This is a genomic window from Agromyces sp. NPDC127015 (genome assembly GCF_042725165.1).
Taxonomy (GTDB): Bacteria; Actinomycetota; Actinomycetes; order Actinomycetales; family Microbacteriaceae; genus Agromyces; species Agromyces chromiiresistens.
Genome location: NZ_JBHXDI010000004.1, coordinates 314,887 through 338,875, shown reverse-complemented (window position 1 = coordinate 338,875; position 23,989 = coordinate 314,887). Strand labels below are relative to the sequence as shown.

19 protein-coding genes are annotated in these 23,989 nt (G+C 71.8%); 10 read left to right on the top strand and 9 right to left on the bottom strand.

Annotated elements, in window-relative coordinates; translation table 11 throughout:
* Positions 1-13: 13 nt before the first annotated feature.
* A complete protein-coding gene (locus ACFWGP_RS13770; protein ID WP_376931153.1) occupies positions 14-1,954 on the bottom strand; it encodes a glycosyltransferase family 2 protein in 1,941 nt (646 codons plus the stop codon).
* Positions 1,955-2,043: 89 nt separating this feature from the next.
* Between ACFWGP_RS13770 and ahcY the strand changes: the two genes are divergently transcribed.
* Positions 2,044-3,525 (top strand): adenosylhomocysteinase, encoded by a 1,482-nt coding sequence (gene ahcY / locus ACFWGP_RS13765; protein WP_376931152.1) that lies wholly within the window; start codon positions 2,044-2,046, stop codon positions 3,523-3,525.
* A gap of 94 nt (positions 3,526-3,619) precedes the next feature.
* Here the strand turns inward: ahcY and ACFWGP_RS13760 are convergent, their stop codons facing one another.
* Positions 3,620-4,480 carry an RDD family protein gene (locus ACFWGP_RS13760; protein ID WP_376931151.1) on the bottom strand — a complete coding sequence of 287 codons (861 nt, stop codon included), beginning with the start codon at positions 4,478-4,480 and terminating at the stop codon, positions 3,620-3,622.
* 17 nt (positions 4,481-4,497) lie between these two features.
* On the opposite strand from ACFWGP_RS13760, the gene ACFWGP_RS13755 reads away from it, so the two are divergent.
* On the top strand, positions 4,498-5,496 hold the full coding sequence (locus ACFWGP_RS13755) for a stage II sporulation protein M (RefSeq protein ID WP_376931150.1): 999 nt from the start codon (positions 4,498-4,500) through the stop codon (positions 5,494-5,496).
* Positions 5,497-5,639: 143 nt separating this feature from the next.
* On the opposite strand, the gene ACFWGP_RS13750 is transcribed toward ACFWGP_RS13755, so the two are convergent.
* From ACFWGP_RS13750 to ACFWGP_RS13725, 6 genes are all read right to left on the bottom strand, one after another.
* Positions 5,640-6,377 (bottom strand): aquaporin, encoded by a 738-nt coding sequence (locus ACFWGP_RS13750; protein ID WP_275506613.1) that lies wholly within the window; start codon positions 6,375-6,377, stop codon positions 5,640-5,642.
* Between the two features lie 168 nt (positions 6,378-6,545).
* Positions 6,546-7,883: a DUF58 domain-containing protein gene (locus tag ACFWGP_RS13745; RefSeq protein WP_376931149.1), complete on the bottom strand. Its 1,338-nt coding sequence runs from the start codon at positions 7,881-7,883 to the stop codon at positions 6,546-6,548.
* Positions 7,884-7,929: 46 nt separating this feature from the next.
* On the bottom strand, positions 7,930-8,982 hold the full coding sequence (locus ACFWGP_RS13740; RefSeq protein ID WP_376931148.1) for an AAA family ATPase: 1,053 nt from the start codon (positions 8,980-8,982) through the stop codon (positions 7,930-7,932).
* Complete coding sequence (locus ACFWGP_RS13735; RefSeq protein ID WP_376931147.1) at positions 8,979-10,247, bottom strand: DUF4350 domain-containing protein; 1,269 nt, start codon at positions 10,245-10,247, stop codon at positions 8,979-8,981. Before ACFWGP_RS13735 ends, ACFWGP_RS13740 begins: the two co-directional genes overlap by 4 nt.
* Positions 10,244-10,894 (bottom strand): DUF4129 domain-containing protein, encoded by a 651-nt coding sequence (locus tag ACFWGP_RS13730; protein ID WP_376931146.1) that lies wholly within the window; start codon positions 10,892-10,894, stop codon positions 10,244-10,246. Before ACFWGP_RS13730 ends, ACFWGP_RS13735 begins: the two co-directional genes overlap by 4 nt.
* Positions 10,895-10,896: 2 nt before the next feature.
* Positions 10,897-12,009, bottom strand: a complete 1,113-nt coding sequence (locus ACFWGP_RS13725) for a glycerophosphoryl diester phosphodiesterase membrane domain-containing protein (RefSeq protein WP_376931145.1) — start codon at positions 12,007-12,009, stop codon at positions 10,897-10,899.
* Between the two features lie 384 nt (positions 12,010-12,393).
* Here ACFWGP_RS13725 and mtrA point away from each other — a divergent pair, with 384 nt between their 5' ends.
* From mtrA to ACFWGP_RS13690, 7 genes are all read left to right on the top strand, one after another.
* Positions 12,394-13,074 carry an MtrAB system response regulator MtrA gene (gene mtrA / locus ACFWGP_RS13720; protein WP_376931144.1) on the top strand — a complete coding sequence of 227 codons (681 nt, stop codon included), beginning with the start codon at positions 12,394-12,396 and terminating at the stop codon, positions 13,072-13,074.
* A 17-nt stretch (positions 13,075-13,091) separates the two neighbouring features.
* Positions 13,092-14,759 (top strand): MtrAB system histidine kinase MtrB, encoded by a 1,668-nt coding sequence (gene mtrB / locus ACFWGP_RS13715; protein WP_376931143.1) that lies wholly within the window; start codon positions 13,092-13,094, stop codon positions 14,757-14,759.
* On the top strand, positions 14,752-16,455 hold the full coding sequence (locus ACFWGP_RS13710; RefSeq protein ID WP_376931142.1) for a GerMN domain-containing protein: 1,704 nt from the start codon (positions 14,752-14,754) through the stop codon (positions 16,453-16,455). Before mtrB ends, ACFWGP_RS13710 begins: the two co-directional genes overlap by 8 nt.
* Before the next feature lie 95 nt (positions 16,456-16,550).
* Entirely contained in the window at positions 16,551-17,390 is an 840-nt protein-coding gene (locus ACFWGP_RS13705; RefSeq protein WP_376931141.1) for a ComF family protein, read from the top strand.
* 23 nt (positions 17,391-17,413) lie between these two features.
* Entirely contained in the window at positions 17,414-18,118 is a 705-nt protein-coding gene (gene hpf, locus ACFWGP_RS13700; protein WP_231431547.1) for a ribosome hibernation-promoting factor, HPF/YfiA family, read from the top strand.
* 179 nt (positions 18,119-18,297) lie between these two features.
* The gene (secA, locus tag ACFWGP_RS13695; protein ID WP_231431546.1) at positions 18,298-21,093 is read left to right on the top strand and encodes a preprotein translocase subunit SecA; all 2,796 of its coding nucleotides are present in this window, start codon (positions 18,298-18,300) and stop codon (positions 21,091-21,093) included.
* A gap of 7 nt (positions 21,094-21,100) precedes the next feature.
* On the top strand, positions 21,101-22,555 hold the full coding sequence (locus ACFWGP_RS13690; RefSeq protein ID WP_376931140.1) for a carboxylesterase/lipase family protein: 1,455 nt from the start codon (positions 21,101-21,103) through the stop codon (positions 22,553-22,555).
* Between the two features lie 132 nt (positions 22,556-22,687).
* Here the strand turns inward: ACFWGP_RS13690 and ACFWGP_RS13685 are convergent, their stop codons facing one another.
* Positions 22,688-23,137, bottom strand: a complete 450-nt coding sequence (locus ACFWGP_RS13685; RefSeq protein WP_231431544.1) for an Rv3235 family protein — start codon at positions 23,135-23,137, stop codon at positions 22,688-22,690.
* A 182-nt stretch (positions 23,138-23,319) separates the two neighbouring features.
* On the opposite strand from ACFWGP_RS13685, the gene ACFWGP_RS13680 reads away from it, so the two are divergent.
* Positions 23,320-23,919, top strand: a complete 600-nt coding sequence (locus ACFWGP_RS13680) for a hypothetical protein (RefSeq protein WP_231431543.1) — start codon at positions 23,320-23,322, stop codon at positions 23,917-23,919.
* The last annotated feature ends 70 nt before the right edge of the window (positions 23,920-23,989 follow it).

The following is a 23,989-nucleotide window of genomic DNA, read 5'->3' as shown; positions in this document are numbered from 1 at the left end:
GTGCCCGCTCGCTTCAGGTCCCGTCGGCGACGATCTCAAGGCGCGCACCGCGCAGTCCGACGACGAGCCGGAGCGGGAGCGCGATTTCGCGCGAACCGATCACCCCGGTAAGTCGAAATGTCCCGGGCCGCATTCGCGGGAACCCGATCCGGAGGACGGTTTCGCCGGACTCGCCGGAGGCGAACTCGATCTCGCCGGTCACGTCGGTCGAGGCGGAGGCGGTGAGCATCGGCCCGATAAGAGGTACGCGCGCGGCTCGGCGCCACCGTGGAACGTCCTCGTCGGGCCTCGCCTGCGCCGTTGCCACACCGACGACGGTCGTTGCACCGAAGACCGCGAGTGGTGGAACGACCGGTATCACGACATCGAACCGACCGAACGTTCTCGTCACGTCGGCCGAAGCCGCGTTCAGCGATACATGGTCGAGGATCTGCTCGGGGTCGCCAAGACTGATCATGAGGACACCGCGATCGTCGAATTGTGCGATCGCGGCGCGGCCATCGATCACCGCGGGCGCGGAGCTCAGGCTCCCGGCGACGGTTCTGTGATTGATGTGGGCTGCGAGCGACGTACGCGCGTTCACGCTCCACTCACCGTTCTGCATCGGCTTGCCGAGGATCGAACTGCGCGGATCGATGGCCGACGAGAACCGCAACTCGAGCGTCAGCCTGCCTTCGGAGTCGACACGACGCAGCCGCTCGACCTCCGTCGTCAGCAGCCAGACGGCCTTCGTGGCCTCGTCGCGCACACCGAGCTCGACGGAGGCGCGCGCGACGTCGTCTTCGGCATCTCGGAGCTCGGCGGGGAGAGCGGCCTCGAGTTCGGGCGGAAGATCTCGGACGACTCGGCCGTTGGCCCCAACCCGGAGGCGGGGGCCCGCGAGCTCTCTGCCGGCCCACGACGCGCTGCCGGTGAGCATGAGCCTCCCGTCCTGCCACGCCAGACGTTCGATCGTCGCTCGGCCGGACACACCGGCATCCACCGTCGCCAACATGCGTGCAAGATCGACCCTGCCGTCGGCGATGAGGAAGGTCTTCGCGCGTTCATCCACCGTCAGTTCGCGCTCGAGCTCCGGTGTGAGCAGGGAGTCCACGTATCTCCTCGCCATGGCGTCCGCCGTCGCGACGTCGGCCGGGTCGTCGATGCTCACCTTGGTCAACACGAAGCCGAGGATGCGTGCTCGGTACTGCACGAGCAGGAGCGCGTCGCGAAGCGGGTGGAGCCGCGGCTCCTGAAGCGTCGTCCTGATTCGATCGATGAGCTCGGAGAGCCGGTGCCAGTACTCGATACGGTCATCCTGGTACTCATCGGCCGAGGAGTTCGCGCCCGTCCAGACCCAGTGATAGAAAGCGGTGTCGGCGAGGACGGATACCGTCTTCGCTTTCGCATACACGTCCAGATTGAAGTGGATGTCCTCCCAGATCCGCCGACCGCCTTCGGGAAATCTGATGCGGTGTTCCTCGAGGAGCGCTCGCCGATACATCTTGTGCGGGGTCATCGGCATCAGTGCGACCGGCACCAGCGGGTCCATCGCGTTTCCGCGGTTCTCGGTGAAGACCGTCATCGCCCAGCCCAGGAGGTGGGTACGCGATTCCTTCCCGTTCACGACATCGGCGCCGTGCGCCTTCGCGAGTTCGTATCCGGCCTCAAGGGCATGTGGTCCCAATTCGTCATCGTGGTCGAGGAAGAGGACGTACTCGCCGCGCGCATGTTCCAGCGCCGTGTTGCGCGGGCGGGACGGCCAGCCCGACGGCGCGATGCGGTATGCCGACATGTGGTCGCGTTCACCGGTGATGCCTTGCAGGCGGAGCCAGGTGTCGTCGGGCGAACCGTCGTCGACGAAGATCACCTCGAACTCACGCTCAGGCATCGACTGCGCGTCGAGCGAGGAGACCAGGCGGTCGAGGCCCGGCCCGGAGCGGAACGTCGGCACGATGACGGTGACCTTCAGCATGCGGCTCCTCCAAGGGGTCGTCCTCACACGATCGGGGGCCGTCTCGTGCATCCGCATGCAAGGCTAGCGGGCCTGCGAGAATGGTCGGCATGAGCATCGAGCCCGCCACCATCGCCCTCCCGTTCAAGGTCGCCGACCTCTCGCTCGCCGAGGCGGGGCGACACCAGCTCCGGCTCGCCGAGAACGAGATGCCGGGGCTCATGGCGCTGCGCGCCGAGTTCGGCGCCGCGAAGCCGCTCGCCGGCGCGCGAATCGCGGGCAGCCTGCACATGACCGTGCAGACCGCGGTGCTCATCGAGACGCTCGTCGCACTCGGGGCGCAGGTGCGCTGGGCGAGCTGCAACATCTTCTCGACGCAGGACGAGGCGGCCGCCGCGGTCGTCGTCGGACCAGACGGCACGATCGACGAGCCCAAGGGCGTGCCGGTCTACGCGTGGAAGGGTGAGACCCTCGACGAGTACTGGTGGTGCACCGACCGCATCTTCGACTGGAGCGCCGAGGCGACGGCGGCCGGCGCCGACTGGATCGGGCCCAACATGATCCTCGACGATGGCGGCGACGCCACGCTGCTCGTGCACCGCGGTCGCGACGTCGAGGCCGCGGGCGCCGTGCCCGAGGCATCCCCGGGCGACAGCGCGGAGTACCGCGTGGTGCTCGACACCCTGCGCCGCTCGCTCGAGCTCAGCCCCGACCGCTGGACCCGTATCGCCGCCGAGCTCAAGGGCGTCACCGAAGAGACGACGACCGGCGTGCACCGGCTCTACGAGCTGCACGCCGCCGGCGGGCTGCTCTTCCCGGCGATCAACGTCAACGACTCGGTCACGAAGTCGAAATTCGACAACAAGTACGGCATCCGCCACTCGCTGCCCGACGGGCTCAACCGGGCCACCGACGTGCTCATGGGCGGCAAGGTCGCGTTCGTCGTCGGCTACGGCGACGTCGGCAAGGGCGCCGCCGAGGCGCTGCGCGGCCAGGGCGCGCGCGTCATCGTGAGCGAGGTCGACCCGATCTGCGCGTTGCAGGCCGCGATGGACGGCTACCAGGTCGCCCGCGTCGAGGACGCGGTCGGCGAGGTCGACATCTTCGTCACGTGCACGGGCAACAAGGACGTCATCCGCCTCGAGCACATGCTCGCGATGAAGCACCTCGCGATCGTCGCGAACGTGGGCCACTTCGACAACGAGATCGACATGGCCGCGCTCGAGTCGCTCGCGGGCGCCGAGAAGGTCGAGATCAAGCCCCAGGTGCACGAGTGGCGGCTGCCGACCGGCCGCTCGATCCTCGTGCTGAGCGAGGGACGCCTCATGAACCTCGGCAACGCCACCGGCCATCCCTCGTTCGTCATGTCGAACTCGTTCGCCAACCAGGTGCTCGCCCAGATCGAACTGTGGACCCGTCCCGACGCGTACCCGGTCGGCGTGTACGTGCTGCCGAAGCACCTCGACGAGAAGGTCGCCCGCCTGCACCTCGACTCGCTCGGCGTGCAGCTCACGACGCTGAGCCCCGAGCAGGCCGCCTACATCGGCGTGCCGGTCGAGGGCCCGTACAAGGTCGACCACTACCGGTACTGAGCGCGCGCATCCGCTCGTCGGCGAGCCGGCGGGCGGCGTGCGGCGCCACGCCGGAGTCCGACGTGCGTGCGGCGCGGATGCCTCGTGGCCGACGTCAGCGCTCGGGGAACCCGGCCGGGCGTGACGTGAGCACGGGCGCGAGTGCGGCGATGCGCGCATCTTCGAGCGAGAGCGCCGCGGCGTCGCGTTCGCGGCGGAGCGCGGCGACCCCGGCGAGGAAGAGCTCGGGCGGCGCGGCCGGCACCGGCGACACGTAGGGGGAGACCTCGGCGGCGAGCGACGCGGCGACGCGTGCGCGGCTCTCGGGCACGAGGTGCTCGACGTTCGCGAAGAACGACGCGACGCGTCGCGCGAGCGGGTCGGGCAGTCGTGCGACGTCGGCGGTCGTCGCCCACGCCGCGAGCTGCACCGGCACGCCGAAGGCGTTCGACGGCGGCGCAGGCACCCGCTCGACCTGCGAGTGGGTGCCGGCGAGGATGTCGCCGAGCCGCTTCGACGACGGATTGAGGAAGCCGACGAGCAGCGCGAGCCCGCCGAACGTCATGTAGATCTCGACGACGCCGACGAGCGCGCGGATGAACGCGTGCCGGAATCCGCTCGCGCCGCCGTCGTCGCGGACGACCCGGAGTCCGAGCGCGAGCTTGCCGAGGGAACGCCCGCTGGCCGCCGTCTCGACCGCCGTCGGCACGATCACGATGACGGTCACGATGCCCGCGATCATCGCCGCGCGCAGCGCCGCCTCGTCGGCGCCGAGGCTCGCGACGATCCAGAGCAGCCCGAGGATGAGCGCGATGCTCACGAGCACGTCGATCGCCGCACCGCCGGCGCGCATGAGCACGCTCGCGGGGCGCACGTCGAGCGAGACCGCCTCGCCGGTGAGCACGCCGTCGTCCTGGAACCGGCCGACCCGCACGAAGGCGGCCCCCTGGGGTGCCGTGCCGGTCGGAGACGCCATGGGTAGTATTCAAGCAGATGGACCTCGAAGCCCTCGCCGCCGCACGCCACGACGACTGGCAGCGGCTCGACGCGCTCGCGCGCGGATCGCGGCGCTTGTCCGGCCCCGAGACCGATGAGCTCATCGAGCGGTACCAGGCCGCGGCATCCGACCTGTCGCTCGTGAAGTCGACGGCGGGCTCGACCGCCCTCGGCGACCGTCTCTCGCTGAGCCTCTCGCGGTCGCGCCTGCGCTTCACGGCCGCGCCCGAGAATCCGCTGCGCCGGCTCGCCCGATTCGTCGCGGCCGACCTGCCTGCCGCCCTCTACCGGCTTCGCTGGCTGACGCTCGCGGTCGCCCTCGCGACGTTCGTGATCGCCGGGCTCTACACGTGGTGGATCATGGGCGATCCGCGCGTGCTCGCCTCGCTCGGCTCTGAGCGCGAGCTCCGCCAGATCGCGGAGGAGGGTTTCGTCGCATACTACTCCGAGCACCCGGCCGGCTCGTTCGCGGGATCGGTGTGGTCGAACAACTGGTGGGTCGCCGCACAGTGCGTCGCGTTCGGCATCCTCGGGGTGTGGGTGCCCTGGGTGATCATGCAGAACGCGCAGAACCTCGGCATCAACGCCGCCATCATGTTCACGTACGACGAGGGCGACACCTTCTTCCTCTACATCGCGCCGCACGGCCTGCTCGAGCTCACGTGCGTGTTCATCGCGGCGGCGGCGGGACTGCGCATCTTCTGGGCGTGGGTCGCACCGGGGCCGAGGCCGCGGGGCGTCGCGCTCGCCGAGGACGCGCGGGCGCTGTTCACGGTCGCGATCGGGCTCGTGTTCTTCCTCTTCGTCGCCGGCGTCATCGAGGGCTTCGTCACCCCGGCGCCGTGGCCGTGGCCCGTGAAGATCGGCATCGGCGCACTCGCGCTCGGCGCGCTCCTCTTCTACATGCTCGTCGTCGGTCGCCGTGCGTGGCGGGCCGGCGCGACCGGCGACCTCGTGGATTTCGAGGCGGGCGCGACCCGCATCGTCGCCGGCTGACGCGCGACCTCCGCCCAGGTCCGTTCCTTCAGCCTCCTCGGGTCGGGAGGCTGCCTCATCGGGTCGGGAGGGCGAGCACGACGAAGGCGGATGCCTCGGGGGCATCCGCCTTCGTGCGATCGCGGCCGTACGGCCGGGCGAACCTACGCCGTGAGGCGCGTCGGCCGGTCGAAGACCGCCTTGTAGATGATGCCGGCGAGCAGCGCACCGACGATCGGTGCGACGATCGACGCCCAGAGCTGGCTCAGGGCGAGCTGGCCGCCGAAGATCGCGGTCGCGATCGAGCGGGCCGGGTTGAACGAGCCGTTGGTGACGTACCCGGCGACGAGCACGAGCACCGTGAGGGTGAGGCCGATCGCGAGCGGGGCGAGGTTCGACGCGGCGCGGCCGGCCGAGGTGACGCCGAGGATCACGAACAGGAACACCGCGGTCGCGACGATCTCGGCGATGAAGAACGACACGAGGCCGAACCCGCCCGGGGAGAGCTCGTCGTAGCCGGTCGACACGCCCTGGAAGATCGCCATGTCGAACTTCGGCCCCGTGGAGAGGATGCCGAGCAGCACGACCGAGCCGAGGATGCCGCCGACGATCTGCGCGACGATGTAGCCGAGCGTGTCGCGCCAGGCGAACCGGCCGGCGATCGCGAGCCCGAGCGTGACGGCCGGGTTGAAGTGGCCGCCCGAGATCGGGCCGAAGGCGTAGATGCCCACGACGACGGAGAGGCCGAGGCCGAAGGCGACGCCGAGCAGGCCCACGCCGTCGGCCGCCGAGAAGATCGCCGTGCCGATCACGCCGAAGACGAGGATGAAGGTGCCGAGGAGCTCGGCGGTGAGCTTCTTGCCGGTCGAGGGTGCATCGACGGCGGGTGCTGTGTCGGACATCTGAGTGCCTTTCGTTGGGACCGGCTCGGCGGATCGAGCGGTCGGCGGACGCGGCGCACGGCCTCGACGGCGCCTTCCAGAGCGTAGCGACCCCGAACTCGTCGGCGCGTGAACCTCGGGCGAATGTCTCGAATCGAGTCGTCGTGCGACAGCGTGCGTCGCATCGCCTCAGAGCTGCCCGGAGGCCTTCAGGTCGAGGTAGCGGTCGGCGAGGGCCGGCGGCAGCTCGAGCGGCGACGCCGACACGGTCTGCCCGCCGAGCCTGCGGATCGCGGCGGCCACGCGTTCGCCGTCGTCGAGTCCGCGCTGGGCGGCCGCGGCCCGGTACACGGCGTCGAGGTCGTCGTGGAGACGGCCGGCCTCGATGAGCGCGGGGTCGGCGACCGACGCCACGACGACCGTGTGCCGCGACGTGAGCTGCGGCAGCATCGAGAGCAGACCGCGTGAGCTGCCGGGGGAGTCCGCGGCGGTGAGCAGCACGACGAGCGCGCGCCGGCTCGTGACCTGGCGGACGAGCCCCGGCACGAGCGACCAGTCGGCCTCGAGCAGCTCGGCGTCGATGCCCGCCATCGTGTCGACCATGCGGGCGAGCAGGTCGGGTCCGGTCGCGCCGTGCACGCGCCCGCGGAGACGCCGGTCGGTCGCGAGGAAGTCGACGCGGTCGCCCGCGTGCGTGGCGAGCGCGGCCAGCAGCAGGGATGCCTCGTAGGCGGTGTCGAGGCGAGGTTCGTCGGCGATCCGCGCGGCGGCGGTGCGTGAGGTGTCGGCGACGATGACGATGCGCCGATCGCGTTCGGGACGCCACGTGCGCACCATCAGCCGGGCGTTGCCCGGCACCTCGGGGTCGATGTGGCGCGCGGTCGCGCGCCAGTCGATCGAGCGCACGTCGTCGCCGCGCACGTACTCGCGGATCGAGTCGAACTCGGTGCCCTGGCCGCGGATCAGCAGCGGTGTGCGACCGTCGAGCTCCCGCAGGCGCGTGAGCCGCGACGGCAGGTGCACCCGCGAATGGAACGGCGGCAGCACCCGCACCCGGCCGGGTGCCGCGAGGGTCGCCTGGCGGGCCCAGAGCCCGAGCGGCCCGGCCGAACGGATCGTGACCTGCGCCGTCCGCCGGTCGCCCCGGCGCACCGGCACGAGCCGCAGGGTCATGCGGCGGCGCTCGGCGGGCGGGATGACGAGGCGAGTGCGGTTCGCACCGTCGACGCCGGCCGACGGCTCCCACCCGTCGCGCACGGTGGCGCGCATGGTCCGGCCGCCGAGATTCTGCACCACGAGCACCGAGGCGACCGGTTCACCGAGGCGGACGCGCTCGGGCAGCTCGCGCGCGAACGCCACCCGTCGCGGCGACGCCGCGATCGAGAGGTCGACGGCGCCGGCGCCGACCACGACGAACAGCCAGCCGACGAGCGCGAGCCAGGCCTCGGGCGCGCCGGTGAGCCCCGCGATCACCACGGGGACGACCCCGAGGGCGACGAGCAGGACGAAGCGGCCGGTCAGCGCCATCGGAACGGCTCCATCGTGATCGGCGTCGGGTGCACCCGCCCCGCGTTCAGAGCGGCACCTGCACCTGCTGCACGATGCCGCGCAGCACCTGGTCGACCGACACGCCCTCGAGCTCGGCCTCGGGGCGCAGCTGGACGCGATGGCGCCAGACCGGCAGCAGCATCGCCTGCACGTGATCGGGCGTGAGCGAGTCGTGGCCGGTGAGCCAGGCCCAGGCCTTCGCCGCCGCGAGCAGTCCGGTCGTGCCGCGCGGGCTCACGCCGAGCCGCATCGACGGGCTTCGGCGGGTCGCCCGGGCGAGGTCCACGAGGTAGGCGAGCACGTCGTCGGAGACGCGCACGGCGGCCGCGGCGGAGCGGGCACGGGCGAGCTCGGCGGCGCCGAGCACCGGCTCGACGCCGGCAGCGGCGAGGTCGTGCGGGTCGAACCCGTCGGCGTGCCGGCGCAGCAGCGAGATCTCGGCGTCGCGCTCGGGCACGTCGAGCACGAGCTTCAGCAGGAAGCGGTCGAGCTGTGCCTCGGGGAGGGCGTACGTGCCCTCGTACTCGATCGGGTTCTGGGTCGCGGCGACCATGAACGGATCGGGCAGCGGCCGGGTGATGCCGTCGGCCGAGACCTGGCGCTCCTCCATCGCCTCGAGCAGCGCCGACTGCGTCTTCGGCGGCGTTCGGTTGATCTCGTCGGCGAGCAGGATGTTCGTGAACACCGGTCCCTCGCGGAACGCGAACTCCCCGGTGCGCGGGTCGTAGGCGAGCGAGCCGGTCACGTCGCCCGGCATGAGGTCTGGCGTGAACTGCAGGCGACGCGTGTCGAGCTCCAGCGTGCGGCTGAGCGTGCGCACGAGCAGCGTCTTCGCGACGCCCGGCACGCCCTCGAGGAGGACGTGCCCACGCGTGAGGAGGGCGATGATGAGGCCGGTCACCGCGCCGTCCTGCCCGACGACGGCCTTGCCGACCTCGACGCGGACCCGGTTGAGGGCGGCGCGCAGCTCGGCGTCGGGCGAGGCCGCGGGCGCGACGGGTGCGGCTGGCGCAGCCGGGGTGGCGGGTGCCGCCGTGGCTTCGCGCGGGATCGGGTCGTTCGCGATCGGGTCGGTCATGGTCGCCTTCCTGGTCCGGTCTCGGGTGCGAGTCTCGCACGTACGTCTGCTTCGAGGTCGCCGAGCTCGCCCGCGAGGCGCACGAGGTCCGCGTCGCCGACGGGCTGCGCGTCGACGAGCAGCTGCCGCACGGCCACGGGGTCGCGCCCCGTCGATGCGGCGACCGCCTCGGCGAGGCTCGCGACGTCGACCGCGCGCGGGAGCCGCAACGCCTGCGCGAGCCGGCCGATGGAGCCGATGCGCAACTGGTCGAGTGCGTGCAGCCTCGCCGTGTTCCGCGCGTACAGGCGCGCGCGGCCCTCGCTGGTCTCGCCGGCGGGCACCTGCACGGGCAGGTTCTCCGCGACGAGCGGTCCGAACCGGCGACCGCGCCACACTCCTGCGGCGATCGTGAGGATGACGGCGAGGGCGAGCACGGGCGAGACCCAGCCGGGCGTGAGCTCGGCGATGGTGGGCGCTTCGCCTGCGGCGGCGTCCGTCGGCCCGGGCAGGTACCAGGCGAGGCGCTCGGACGCACCCGTCAGGCCGATCGCGAGCGCCGCATTGCCGTGCTCGGTGATGCGGCCGTTCTCGAACGACGTCGTCGCAGGGACGAGCGTGATCTCACCGCCCCGCCCCTCACCGGTGACGACGGCGAATGCGTCGCCCTCGTCGCGGAAGCATCCCTGCCATCCGTCGGCCGCCGCGTCGTCGTCGACCCTGAGCAGCCCCTGCCCGTCCGACAGCGAACCGGCCCGGCGCGCGGCGGGCACGTCGCAGGCGACGTCGTCGAGCGGCCCGCTCGCGAAGCCCGCGAGCCGGACGCCGGGCGCGAGCGCCTCGAGCGCGACGAAGTCGGGGGCGACGACGACGAGCCGGTCGGCGTACAGCCCGAGCTTCGAGTAGCGGTCGGCCGTGAGCACGCCGAGCTCGTCGTACACGAGCACCGTCGATCCGGACTTCGCCGCGTCCAGTGCGAGGTCGTAGCTGTCGACGGGAGTCACGTCGACGCCGTGTCCGCGCAGGACTTCGACGAGCGCCTTCGCGCCGCCGGGCGCCGCATTGTCGGAACCGAGGAGCGGGCCGCCGCCGCGGGCCGTGCCGCCGATGAGGTTGATCGCGAGCACCCCGAGCGCGACGAGGGCGGCGAAGACGATCCAGATGCGCCGGCGACGCAGTGTGGCGCGGATCGTGGGGGTGAGCGCGGTGGCTCCGGCCGGTGCAGCGGGGTCGTCCGGCGCGGTGGGGGGCGGCGCCTCGAGGGACGTCGTGGCGGGCGGGCTCATCGCACCGCCTCCGCCTCGACGTCCGCCGCTCCCGTCGGGCGCGTTTCGGCGATGCGGCGCTCGAGGCGGGTGAGCTCGTCGTAGCCGACGACGTCGCCCGTGCCGTCCGAGTAGCGGACGTCGTCGAACGCGGCTGCCGCGGAGGCGAGGGACCCGGCCTCGGAGGGGAAGGGTCGGGCCGCGGCATCCGCGAAGGCGCCGGCCGTCGTGCCGGGATGGACCTGGACCAGATCGCGGTCGACGATGCCGCGTACGAGCGCACGGAATCGCTCCTCGATCGCGCGCGGCCAGTCGCCGGCGCGGGCCGCGGCGTCGGCGGCCGCGCGGATCTCGCCGAGGTCGCGCACGTCGTGGTCGTCGAAGAGCGGCAGGGGGATGCGGCGTGCGCGTCGCAGGCGCGGCAGCCCGAACACGAGGAAGGCGACGACGACGAGCGCGACGACCACGAGCACCACGATGAGCGTGACGACTGGCGCGGGGACGCCGCCGGCTCCGCCGAGGAGGTCGGCGATCCAGTCGCGGATCGCCTGCATCGCGAGATCGAATGCCGTGGGCTTCGCGTTCTGGTACTCGGGTTTCTGCAGTTCGTCCTCGAGCCACCGGCGCGCCTCGGGCGCGTCGGGATCGAGCGGGGTCGCGAGGAGCACGATCAGCGCGGGGTCCAGGTCTCGCCAGCCGAGGCGTCGGGCACGGGGCCGTCGTGATGCGTCGCCGCCGGACCGGACATGGTCGGAGTGGCATACGGATCGCCGGTGGGCCGGCCCGCGTCGCGGTCCTCCACGTGGCGCGCGAGTTCGAGGTCGAGGCCCTCCCGGCGCATCCGCAGGTCGATGTAGATGACCGCGACGAGCGCCGCCTGCACGACGGCCGTGATCGCGCTGATCACGATCGTGAGCACGAGCGAGACGACGACGGTGGCGATCATGATGCCGATCGAGGCGCCCGAGCCGGTCGGGTCGATGACCCCCGCGAGGATCGTGCCGATCAGCGAGACCGGCTGCGTGACGAGCTGGCTCGCGAAGTAGAGGATGACCGCGACGAGGAGCAGCGTGCCGAACGTCCGCCAGAAGTAGCCGGTCGTCAGCCGCCACGAACGGCGCACGGCCTGTGCGACGCCGGCGCGCTCGAGCACGATCGCGCTCGGCACGACGGCGAGCTTCGTCGTGAGCCACGCTGAGAGGACGAGGAACCCGAGCCCGCCGACGAGCCCGATCACGAGTCCGCCGATGGCGCCGGCCGGGCCGCCCGTGATCGCGGTGCCCGCGACCGCCGCGGCCGCGATGAGGGCGACGAAGCCGATCACGGCCAGCAGTACCGCGCCCGTGACGATCGCCGTCCAGCCGAGCAGCGGGCCGAACCGGCGAGCGGCCCGTCGCCAGAGCGCACCGAACGCGAGGCGTTCGCCGATCGTGCCGCTCGCGACCTCGACGACCATGACGCCCTGCAGGAACGCGCTCGCGACGAGCGTGATCGCGATGGGTACGAGCATGAGGAGCAGGAACCCTCCGACCGCACCGGACGCGAGGGCGTCGGCGTCGTCGGAGGTCGCCGCGCTCTCGACGCGGTTGAAGATCAGGATCATGAACGGGACGATCACGGCGAGCGTCGCGACGACCGTGACGAGCTGCACGATGAGTCCGGAGCCGAAGGTCGCGGCCGGGTTGCGCCGCAACGTCTGGAACGGCGCCCACAGCAGGGTGCCGAACCCGAGCGGCCTCAGCGGCAGGAGCCCGGGCTTCGGCGGCGGCGCCCACCCCGGCATGGGCGGCGGGAATCCTCCGGCGGGCGGCAACCCGCCGTGGGGCGGGTACGGGGCGGGAGCCGGGTACGAACCCGGAGCCGGGTACGCGGGCGGCGGGTAGTCGCCGCCCGGAGGGACGGGGGCGACGGGCGGCGGGTACGCGGGCGGCGGGTAGTGCCCGGGTGGCGGATTCCCCCCGGCGGGTGGCACCGCCGTGGGCGGGACCGGTGGCTGGGCACCGTTCGCGCCACCCGGCGCCTGCCAGTCGTGATCCGACACGTCTACGCGCTCCTTCCGGCGGGGTGCCCCCATGCTCGCACATTCGGCCGATGCGCACGCCTGACCGGTTACGCTGGGGGACACCGGATTCCGCCGGGCGATCGGCTGCTGACAGGAACGAACGGGATGACTCCACGCGTACTCGTCGTCGACGACGACACGGCCCTCGCCGAGATGATCGGCATCGTGCTGCGCACCGAGGGCTTCGAGCCCGTCTTCTGCGCTGAGGGCGGCGCCGCGGTCGCCGCGTTCCGTGAGCACAAGCCCGACCTGGTGCTGCTCGACCTCATGCTGCCCGGCATGGACGGGATCGAGGTCTGCGGCCGGATCCGCGCGGAGTCGGGCACTCCGATCATCATGCTCACCGCGAAGAGCGACACGGCCGACGTGGTCAAGGGCCTCGAGACCGGCGCCGACGACTACATGGTGAAGCCGTTCAATCCGAAGGAGCTCGTCGCCCGCATCCGAACGCGGCTGCGGCCCACGCCCGAGACGGCGTCGGCGACGCTGCCGATCGGCGACCTCGTGATCGACGCGGCCGGCCACGAGGTGCGCCGCGGCGACACCCGCATCAACCTGACCCCGCTCGAGTTCGACCTGCTGCTGACGCTCGCCTCGAAACCTCAGCAGGTGTTCACGCGCGAGATGCTGCTCGAGCAGGTGTGGGGCTACCACTACAAGGCCGACACCCGCCTCGTGAACGTGCATGTGCAGCGGCTGCGTGCCAAGGTCGAGCACGACCCCGACAACCCCCGGATCGTGATGACGGTCCGCGGCGTCGGCTACCGCGCCGGCGCCACCACCTGAGGCCGGGCGACGGGCGGATGACGGAGGCCCACGCGGCGACGCCCTTCGCCGGATCGTGGCGCGAGCAACCGAGGCGGCTCGCGGCACTGTGGCGACGCTCCCTGCAGTTCCGCACGGTCGCGATCACCCTCGCCCTCTCATCCCTCGCCATCTTCGTGATCGGCCTCTACATCTCGTTCAGCGTCGCCTCGAACCTCTTCCAGAACCAGCTCGACGAGTCGCTCGGCGCTTCGAACAACGCGACCACCGCGGCGCAGCGCATCCTCAACTCGTCCGACGCGAGCGATCGAGCATCGTTGCAGACCCTGATGAGTTCGACGGCGCGCACGGTGCAGTCGGTGTCGGGGTCGACCGTGTTCGCCTATTTCCGGATCGATGACGAGCCGAGCCGGAATGCACCGCCCGACCGCGGTGCCCGCGTGCTCAACGGGGTCATCACGCCCGAACTCATGCAACGCGTCGCCGACAATCCCGAGGGCCAGTTCTGGCAGTCGGTCGCATTCGAGAACGAAGCCGGCGGCGACGACCCCGGCGTCGTGGTCGGCTCGACCATCACCGTGCCCCAGGCCGGCCGCTACGGGCTCTACATCGGCTACAACTTCGCCGACGCGCAGCAGACGCTCGCCTTCATGCAGACCGTCGGCACCATCGGGGCGGTCGCCCTGCTCGCCCTGCTCAGCGCGATCACGCTGCTGGTCGTCCGCTGGGTCATCGAACCGATCCGCTCCGCCGCGGCCACGAGCCGCCGACTCGCGGCGGGCGATCTCGGGGTGCGCATGCCCTCGAAGGGCGAAGACGAGCTGGCCACCCTCGCCGCCTCGTTCAACGGCATGGCCGACAGCCTTCAGGCCCGCATCCGCGAGCTCGCCGAGCTCTCGGTCATGCAGCAGCGATTCGTCTCCGACGTCTCGCACGAGCTGCGAACCCCGCTCACGACGATCCGGCTGGCGGGCGACGTGCTGTACGGCCAGCGCGGCGACTTCGCGGGGCCGACCTCGCGCACCGTCGAGCTGTTGCACACGCAGACCGACCGGTTCGAGACGCTCCTCGGCGACCTGCTCGAGATCAGTCGCTATGACGCCGGCTCGGTCGAGCTCACGACCCAGCCGACGAACCTCGTGCACCTCGCGGGCGACGCGATCGAGTCGATGCACGAACTCGCGCGCGAGCACGGCTCGGAGCTCCGGCTCGTCGCGCCCGGCGGGCACCTCGACGCCGACGTCGACCCGCGCCGGATCCGGCGCATCGTGCGCAACCTGCTCGGCAACGCGATCGAGCACGGCGAGGGCAAGCCGATCGTGGTCGCCGTCGACAGCAACGAGTCGGCGGTCGCGTTGTCGGTGCGCGACTACGGACTGGGAATGACCGAGGCGGAGAGCGCCCGCGTGTTCGACCGCTTCTGGCGCGCCGACCCGAGCCGCACCCGCACGATCGGCGGCACCGGGCTCGGGCTCGCGATCTCGCTCGAGGACGCCGTCGCCCACGGCGGCGTGCTCGACGTCTGGTCGAAGCCGGGCGCCGGCAGCGTGTTCCGACTCACCCTGCCGCGCACGCGCGACGCCGAGGCGGTGGTGTCGCCGCTGCCGCTCGAACCCGACGACGTCGACGCGACCGGACCGCCGCCCACGGGCGTCGTGACCGCGGTCGACCTGGATGCCTCGGACGGAGGTCGACACGGTGCGTAGACGCCCGCTCGCAGCATCCCTCGCGCTGCTCGTCACGGCCCTGCTGACGGGCTGCGTGGCCTTGCCGACGTCGGGTCCGGTGGGAGTCGGCAATCCCGACCCGATCGAGGAGTCGCTCGAACTCGACACGTTCGTGCGCCCTCCGCAGCCGGGCGATTCGCCCGAGGACATCGTTCAGGGTTTCATCGAGGCCGCGGCGAGCCCGCGCAACAACTACGCGGCGGCAAGCCAGTACCTGACGGACGAGTTCGCGGCGGACTGGCGTCCCGAGGCGGGGGCCACCATCGATGTGGGCGCCGAGCGCTCGATCGACGCACCCGATGTGCCCGACGGCGCGACCGAGTCGGAGGTCTCGGTCACGGCGACGCCCGCCGCAGCGCTCACGGCCACCGGGCAGTACGAGCTGCCCGAGACGACCGCCGAGGCGACGCTGCCGTACCGTCTCGTCACCGTCGACGGCGAGTGGCGCATCGCCGAGGCGCCGCAGGGCCTGCTGATCGACGAACTCACCTTCAGCGAGGTGTACCGCTCCTACGAGCTCTACTTCTACTCGGCCGACTTCCGCTACCTCGTGCCCGACCTGCGCTGGTTCGCACGCACCGATGCGGCGCAGACGAACGTCGTGCGGGCACTGCTCGCCGGACCGGCCGAATGGCTGCTCCCCGGAGTGAAGACCTCGTTCCCGGAGGGCACGGCGCTCGAGCAGAGTTCGGTGCCGATCGCGAACGGCACCGCGAGCGTCGACCTGTCCGGGGCGCAGTTCGAGGACACGCGCACGGTGCAGCGCATGCAGGAGCAGCTCGACGCGACCCTCGTCGGCAGCGTGCGAGACGTCAGCGACGTCGCCCTGTCGATCGACGGGGCGCCGCAGGACCCGCCGCCGCTCGCCGACCCGCCGATCCAGAATCCCGCGGTCGATCCGCGACCCGTCGTGTACGACGGCACGAGCTTCGGCCACCTGGCCTCGTCGAACGACGAGATCGAGCCGATCGACGGCGTCTCGCCCCAGGTCGAGGGACTCGCACCCGACGGAGCCGCGGTCGGCGCCGGCGGAACGTCGGTCGCGGTGCGGAACGATGCGGGGGTCTCCCTCGTGCGGGCGGGCGAGGAACTCGCCGAGCTCGACCCCCGCCCCGGCCTCATCGTGCCGGCGATCGACCCGCAGGGGGTCGTGTGGTCGGTGCCGGCGGCCGCGCCGGGCGAGCTGGTCGCGTACCCGCCGTCGGGCGACCCGATCCCGCTCGCCGTGCCGTGGGTCGGCTCGACGATCGCCGCGCTCGAGGTGTCGCGCGACGGCACGCGCATCATCGCGCTGCTCGGCGACGGCACACGCGCCCGGTTCGTCGCCGCGTCGATCGAGCGCGACGAGAACGGACTGCCGGTCGCGCTCGGCAAGACCGTGCTGCGACTCGCGAGCATCGCAGGCACGCCGCGCGACGTCGCCTGGCTCGATGCGAACCGGGTCGCCGCCCTCGTCGAGCTCCCGGGCGGCGACATCCGCGTGCTCGTGCAGGACCTCGGCGGCGTGCCCGACGACACCGCCGGTCCGGCCGACGGCCGTTCGCTCGACGCCGGCAACGGCGAGCGGAGCCTGCGCGTGCTCACCTCCGGCGGGGCCCTCGAGGTGCCGAGCGGCGTCACCTGGCAGGAGCAGGCGACCGGCCTCGGTTTCGTGTCGGTGCAGATGCCCGACTGAGCCGACCCGTCCTCCCCAGGCGCCGGCTGCCGACATCGTCCGCGTGCGGCTCGGCCCGCGGCCCCGACGCTCGTGATCCGGGACAGTCTGGTCGCATGAACGCCAGGCTTCGCACGCTCACCGCACTCGCCGCGGCCGCCGGGGGAGCCGTGCTTGACGCGCTCGCCGTGCTCGCGCCCGTCGTCTGCGCCGGGTGCGGACGGCCCGACCGGAGCGTCTGCGGCGAATGCCGCGTGCAGCTCGCCGGATCGCCGCGGGCGGTCCTCCGGGAAGGCCCAGAGGGCGCGTTCGCCGTGCACGCGGCGCTCGAGTACGAGGGGGTCGCGGCCGCGGTGATCGGCGCCTTCAAGGACGGCGGACGGACCGATGCCGCGCCCGTGCTCGCGACCGCCCTCGGCGATGCGATACGAGCGGCGCTCGACGCGGTCGCACCCCATCGGCCCGGCGGCGAGGTCGGCCACGCCGCGGCGAGCGGTCGAGACTCGAGCACGCCGATCGAGATCGCCGTCGTCCCGTCGACGCGACGCGCGATGCGCGAGCGCGGCTACGCCCCGGTCGAGTTGCTGCTCGCCCGGTGCGGCCTGCGCCCGGCCCGGGTGCTGCGACTCGCTCGCGAACGCGCCGACCAGGCGGCGCTCGGGGCCGACGCGCGACGCGCGAACGCCGCCGGGGGCCTCACCGCCGACCGTCCGCTCGACGACCGCTCGTTCCTGCTCGTCGACGACGTCCTGACGACGGGCGCGACCATGGCGGAGGCCGCCCGCGCGCTGCGTGCGGCAGGGGCGTCGACCGTCGGCGCGGCCGTGCTCGCCGAGACCCCGCTCCGCCATGTTCGGCTCTCGGCGAACTCGACGGAAACACTCCGTGACTTTGCCGGGCGGGCGGGCTACGGTGGCAGGACAGGCGTGGTCGATCCACCCTTCAGAACCGGGTGACACGCCGGTGAACGGAGGTCGTCATGGAACTGAACATCGTCGGACGAAACCTGGGGATCACGGACCGTTTCCGCGCCTATGCGACGGAGAAGTCCGAGAAGGTCACGCATTTGACCGACCGCGCCATCTCCCTCGACGTGAAGCTCAGCCGTCACAACGAGAAGAACGGCAACCCCGGGCTCGATCGCGTCGAGCTCACGCTCTTCGGCAAGGGGCCCGTCGTGCGGGCCGAGGCCGACGGCACCGACAAGTACGCGGCGTTCGACGTCGCACTCGGGCGATTGCTCGAGCGGATCCGCCGCGCGAAGGACCGGCGCAAGGTGCATCGCGGCGGCAACCACCGGCACACCTCGCTCCGCGAGGCGGCCGAGGCCGGCTTCAACGGGGTCGGCGTCCAGGCGGCCGGCGTCGAGGTGCTCGAACAGGTGCGCACCGGCAGCATCCCGGTGGTCGAGACGACCGACGAGATGGGCGACGACGAGGTCTACACGCCCGTCGTGATCCGTCGCAAGGTGTTCGCGTCGGCACCGATGACCGTCGACGAGGCGCTCTACTTCATGGAACTCGTCGGACACGACTTCTACCTCTTCATCGACTCCGAGACGAGCCGGCCGAGCGTGGTCTACCGCCGCAAGGGCTGGGACTACGGCGTCATCGGCCTCGACGAGCACGGCGAGGGTGCGATCGACACCCCCGTGACGAGCGGGCGCGAGCCCGTGGCATCCTGATCGGAACAGGCTTCGCCGACGACCCCGCCACCGCATCCGAGGATGCGGTGGCGGGGTCGCTCAGGTCGCGGCCCACTAGCATGGCTATGATGACCGCTGCACAGGCGGCAACGGGCGCCGAGGCCACCCGAGGCCTGCACCCGATGATGCGGCGCCGATGAAACAACAGGAGAACATTCGTGGCTTCGATTCTTGAAAAGGTCCTCCGCGTCGGCGAGGGTCGAACCCTCAAGCGGCTCGAGAACTACGCGGCGGCGGTCAACGCACTCGAAGAGGGCTTCAAGGCGCTCAGCGATGACGAGCTGAAGCACGAGACGGTCGAGCTGCGCGAGCGCTACGCGAGCGGCGAGTCGCTCGACGACCTGCTGCCCGAGGCCTTCGCAGCCGTGCGCGAGGCGAGCCGGCGGACCCTCGGCCTCCGCCACTTCGACGTGCAGCTCATGGGCGGCGCCGCCCTGCACCTCGGCAACATCGCCGAGATGAAGACCGGTGAGGGCAAGACCCTCGTCGCGACGACCGCGGCCTACCTCAACGCGCTCACCAGCCGCGGCGTGCACGTCATCACGGTCAACGACTTCCTCGCGAGCTACCAGTCCGAGCTGATGGGTCGCGTCTTCCGCGCCCTCGGCATGACGACGGGCTGCATCGTGGCCGGCCAGACGCCGCAGGTGCGACGCGAGCAGTACGCGGCCGACATCACCTACGGCACGAACAACGAGTTCGGCTTCGACTACCTGCGCGACAACATGGCCTGGCAGGCCTCCGACATGGTGCAGCGCGGCCACCACTTCGCGATCGTCGACGAGGTCGACTCGATCCTCATCGACGAGGCGCGTACGCCGCTCATCATCTCTGGCCCCGCGTCGGGCGAGGCGAACCGCTGGTTCGCGGAGTTCGCGCGCCTCGCCGACCGCCTCGTCGCGGGCGAGGACTACGAGGTCGACGAGAAGAAGCGCACCGTCGGCGTGCTCGAGCCCGGGATCGAGAAGGTCGAGGACTACCTCGGCATCGACAACCTGTACGAGTCGGCGAACACGCCGCTCATCTCGTTCCTCAACAACTCGATCAAGGCCAACGCGCTGTTCAAGCGCGACAAGGACTACGTGGTGATGAACGGCGAGGTGCTCATCGTCGACGAGCACACCGGCCGCATCCTCGTCGGCCGTCGCTACAACGAGGGCATCCACCAGGCGATCGAGGCGAAGGAGGGCGTACAGGTCAAGGCCGAGAACCAGACGCTCGCGACCGTCACGCTGCAGAACTACTTCCGCCTGTACGACAAGCTCTCCGGCATGACCGGTACCGCCGAGACCGAGGCGGCCGAGTTCATGTCGACGTACAAGCTCGGGGTCGTGCCGATCCCGACGAACAAGCCGATGGTGCGCATCGACCAGCCCGACCTCGTCTACAAGAACGAGGAGGCGAAGTTCGCGCAGGTCGTCGAGGACATCGTGGAGCGCCACAAGAAGGGCCAGCCCGTGCTCGTCGGCACGACGAGCGTCGAGAAGAGCGAGTACCTCTCGCGCCTGCTCGCGAAGAAGGGCGTGCGGCACGAGGTGCTGAACGCGAAGAACCACGCCCGTGAGGCGGCGATCGTCTCGCAGGCGGGCCGGCTCGGTGCGGTCACCGTCGCGACGAACATGGCCGGCCGCGGCACCGACATCATGCTCGGCGGCAATGCCGAGTTCATCGCCGTGCAGCAGATGCACGAGAAGGGGCTCTCGCCCGCCGAGACGCCCGACGAGTACGAAGCCGCCTGGGACGACGTGTTCGAGGCCGTGAAGGCCGAGGTCGCGGTCGAGGCCGAGAAGGTGCTGGCCGCCGGCGGTCTCTACGTGCTCGGCACCGAGCGCCACGAATCGCGCCGCATCGACAACCAGCTGCGCGGTCGATCGGGCCGTCAGGGCGACCCGGGCGAGAGCCGGTTCTACCTGTCGCTCACCGACGACCTCATGCGCCTCTTCAACGCGGGTGCCGCAGAGAGCCTCATGTCGCGCGGGGTGCCCGACGACGTCGCGATCGAGTCGAAGGTCGTGACGCGAGCGATTCGTTCGGCGCAGTCGCAGGTCGAGGCGCGCAACGCCGAGATCCGCAAGAACGTCCTCAAGTACGATGACGTGCTGAACCGCCAGCGCGAAGCGATCTACTCCGACCGCCGCCACATCCTCGAGGGCGACGACCTGCACGAGCGCACCCAGAAGTTCCTCGACGACGTCATCGACGAGGTGCTCGACCAGCACACCGCCGACGGCAACCCCGACGAGTGGGACTTCGACGCGCTGTGGGCCGAGCTCAAGACGCTCTACCCGATCGGCATCACGATCGACGAGGTCGTCGCCGAGGCCGGCGAGAAGGGCCGCGTGAACCGCGAGTTCGTGCGTCGCGAGATCATCTCCGACGCGAAGCTCGCCTACCAGCGCCGCGAGCAGCAGCTGGGCAGCCCCGCGATGCGAGAGCTCGAGCGCCGCGTCGTGCTCTCGGTGATCGACCGTCGCTGGCGCGACCACCTCTACGAGATGGACTACCTGAAGGACGGCATCGGGCTCCGTGCGATGGCCCAGCGCGACCCGCTGGTCGAGTACCAGCGCGAGGGCTACGCGATGTTCCAGCAGATGATGGGCTCGATCCGCGAGGAGACGGTCGGCTTCCTGTTCAACCTCGAGGTCGAGGTCGCCCCGCAGGCCGGAGCCGGCGCGGCGACCACGATCGAGGCCAAGGGACTCGCGCGCGAGTCGACGCCCGACGAGAAGCTCAGCTACACCGCGCCGAGCGACTCGGGCGGCGTCGAGGTGCGCAACCAGCGCGGCCAGGTGCAGCAGGCGGCGACGCAGCGCGCCCGTCGCGCCGTCGCCGAGAGCCAGTCGCCCCAGCAGGCCGTCGAGGGCGGAGAGCGCGGGGCGTTCGGCCAGCGGTCGGGCGGCGAGGCGCCGCAGAACCGCGCCGAGCGTCGTGCGCAGGAGCGCAAGGGTCGCTGAGCTCGGCGTGACCGACCCGATCGCCGTCGTCTCCGCGGGGAGGCTGCGCGGCACCCGCTCCGGCGGGGTCGCGCGCTTCCTCGGGGTGCCGTACGCAGCAGCGCCGTTCGGCGACCGCCGCTTCGCGGCCCCCGAGCCGCATGCGGGATGGGCGGGCGAACGGGATGCCTCGTCGCCCGGCGCCACCGCGCCGCAGGCGCCCTACGGCGGCGGCCTCGAGCGGGTGCTGCCCTCGATCGAGGTCGACGGCAGTGAGATCCTCAACCTGAACGTGTGGTCGCCGGATGTCTTCGGCTCGGGCGCCGTCGCCGATGCGCCCGGGTCGAGTCCGGTGATGGTGTGGGTGCACGGCGGCGCCCTGACACGCGGTGCGAACGCGCTCGACAGCTACGACGGAGCACCGTTCGCGCGCGACGGCATCGTCTTCGTCTCGGTGAACTACCGGCTCGGGTCCGAGGGGTTCTCGGTGCTCGACGGCGCACCGCTCGACCTCGGGCTCCTCGACGTCATCGCGGCGCTGCGCTGGGTGCGTCGTGAGATCTCGGCCTTCGGCGGCGACCCGGCCCGCGTCACCGTCGCGGGGCAGTCGGCCGGTGCGTCGCTCATCGCCGCCGTGCTCGCCCATCCCGAGGCATCCGGCCTCGTCGACCGGGCCATCCTGCAGAGCGGGCCGCTCGCGGCGCGACCGCGGGAGAAGGCCGGCCGCATCACACGGCTCATCGCCGCGGACCTCGGCATCGCCTCGACGCGAGACGCGTTCGCGGCGGTCGCGCCGAGCGACCTCGTGGCCGCGCAGCAGCGGGTGACGCAGGGAACGACCCCCGTCACGGGCGGGCCCGGGTTCGCGATCGCGATCGGCGACGGGCTGCCCGATCCCGAGCAGGCGCTCGTGGCCGGCTCGGCCGACGAGGTTCCGATGCTCATCGGGTGCACCGCTGAGGAGGCCCGGTTGTGGCTGCATCCGACGGGTCTCGTCGCGCGGATCGGCCGCCGGCATCTGCTCGCCGCGCGTCTCGCCTTCCGCATCCCTGCCGGCACGATGCGCCGTTACCGTCGCAACCGGCCCGGCATCGGACGGGGCGACCTGTTCGGCGTGCTCGCCACCGACCTCCTGCTGCGGTTGCCGATCAACCGGCTCGCCGACGCCCGGCTCGACCGCGGTGCCGCGACGTGGGTGTACGAGTTCGGCTGGCGGAGCCCGCGACTCGAGCTGGGCGCCGCGCACTGCATGGAACTGCCCGCCGTGTTCGACCGGCTCGACGCGCCCGACGCGTCGGCGCTGTCCGGGGGAGCGGCCCCGGTGTCCCTCGCGGTCGAGATGCACGGCGCATGGGTGTCGTTCTGCCGTGACGGCGACCCGGGGTGGGAGCGGTGGAGCCGCGAACGGCCGGTGCGCACCTTCGACGCTGAGACCCGCACCGTGCTCGCTCCGCGAGAGGACGAACGCGCCTCCTGGTCGTGACGACCGCGCACGCGGGGCGTCGCACGATCGCATGGCGATGACCCGGTGGTGCGGCGCACCCGAGATGCGCGGCGCACCGAAGCATGCGGCACCGGCTCGCGTGCTGGGCCCCGGCCGACGGATCGGGTGGTGCTAGAGCACGCCGATGGCGCTCGCGCGCCAGCGCTGGTCGAGCCCTTCGAGTCGGATCGCGACGGCGCGCGAGCGCGCCCGCTGGTGCACCATCACGACTGCCTCGACCACACCGTCGGCGGGTTCGCAGATATGCACGTTGCCGACCGAGAAGGCCGGGCGCTGGGGCGACTGGCCCTTCACGCGGCGGGCCCTGGCTGCGAGGACGACGCGCTTCGAGAGGTTGCGGTAGACCTCGTCGGTCACCCACCGGGCCAGCTGCTCGAGGTCGCGCGCCCCGGCGAGCGACTCGATCACGCAGTGCGTGAGATTGCGCAGCAGCTGCTCGGGGTCGGGCAGCTGGTCGCGCCGAGCCCGTTGCCGGGCGAAGTACTCGTCTTCGTCGTCGAGGTGGCGGGCTGCAGCGCCCTGCACGGCCGTCGTTCGGGCGGCGGCATCGCGTACGGTCATCTTCGCTCCAGTAGGGCTGGCGGTCGCGAGCCTCGCAGCGTCGCGACGGGAACCACCCCCACTCGGGGGACACGGTGGATTCCTGAAGCGAATGTAAGCATGCCTGCCGAAGGTGTCAAGAGAATTCTCCGGCTGTGGAGAACTCCGCGCGTCGTCGTCGTCGTCGAGGTACCGTCGCGGGTATGCGCTGGGACCAGCTGTTCGCCGACCTCGAGGGTCAGCTCGATCGCGAGCACCTCGACGAGCAGCGCGCGCTCGAGCTCGAGGAAGAACGGCTCCGCCTCGGCCGGCTGACCCTGCGCGACCGTATCGCGGCGCTCACGCGCTCGTCCGAGTCCGCCGCCGAGTCGGTCGTGCGCATCGAACTGCAGGGCGGCGGCGTCGTCGGCCTGCGGCCGCTCGCATTCGGGCGCGACTGGCTGAGCGCGGAGACCCGGCACCACGGCCGGGTACCCGACCAGGTGGTCGTGCCGTTCACGGCGATCGCCGCGATCCTTCCGGGTCGCGAGCAACTCGAGCCGAGCCTTGCTGCGGTACCGGAGGCTTCGGTGCGCCTCGCCGAGCGGATCGGGCTGCCGTTCGTGCTGCGCGACCTCTCGCGCCGCAGGACGGCCGTGCAGCTGACGACGGTCGACGGCATCGCGCACGGCACGATCGACCGCGTCGCACGCGACCACCTCGACCTCGCGCTCCACGAGCCGGGCGCTCCGCGTCGTGAGCGCGACGTGCACGGCTACCGGATCGTGCCCCTGGCGCGCCTGCTGCTGGTCCGGTTCGACTGATCGGCCGGGCGGCGCGGGGAGCTCGCCCGTGCCCGCTCCGCCCCTTGGCAGCTCCGCGCCGGGCCGGCGG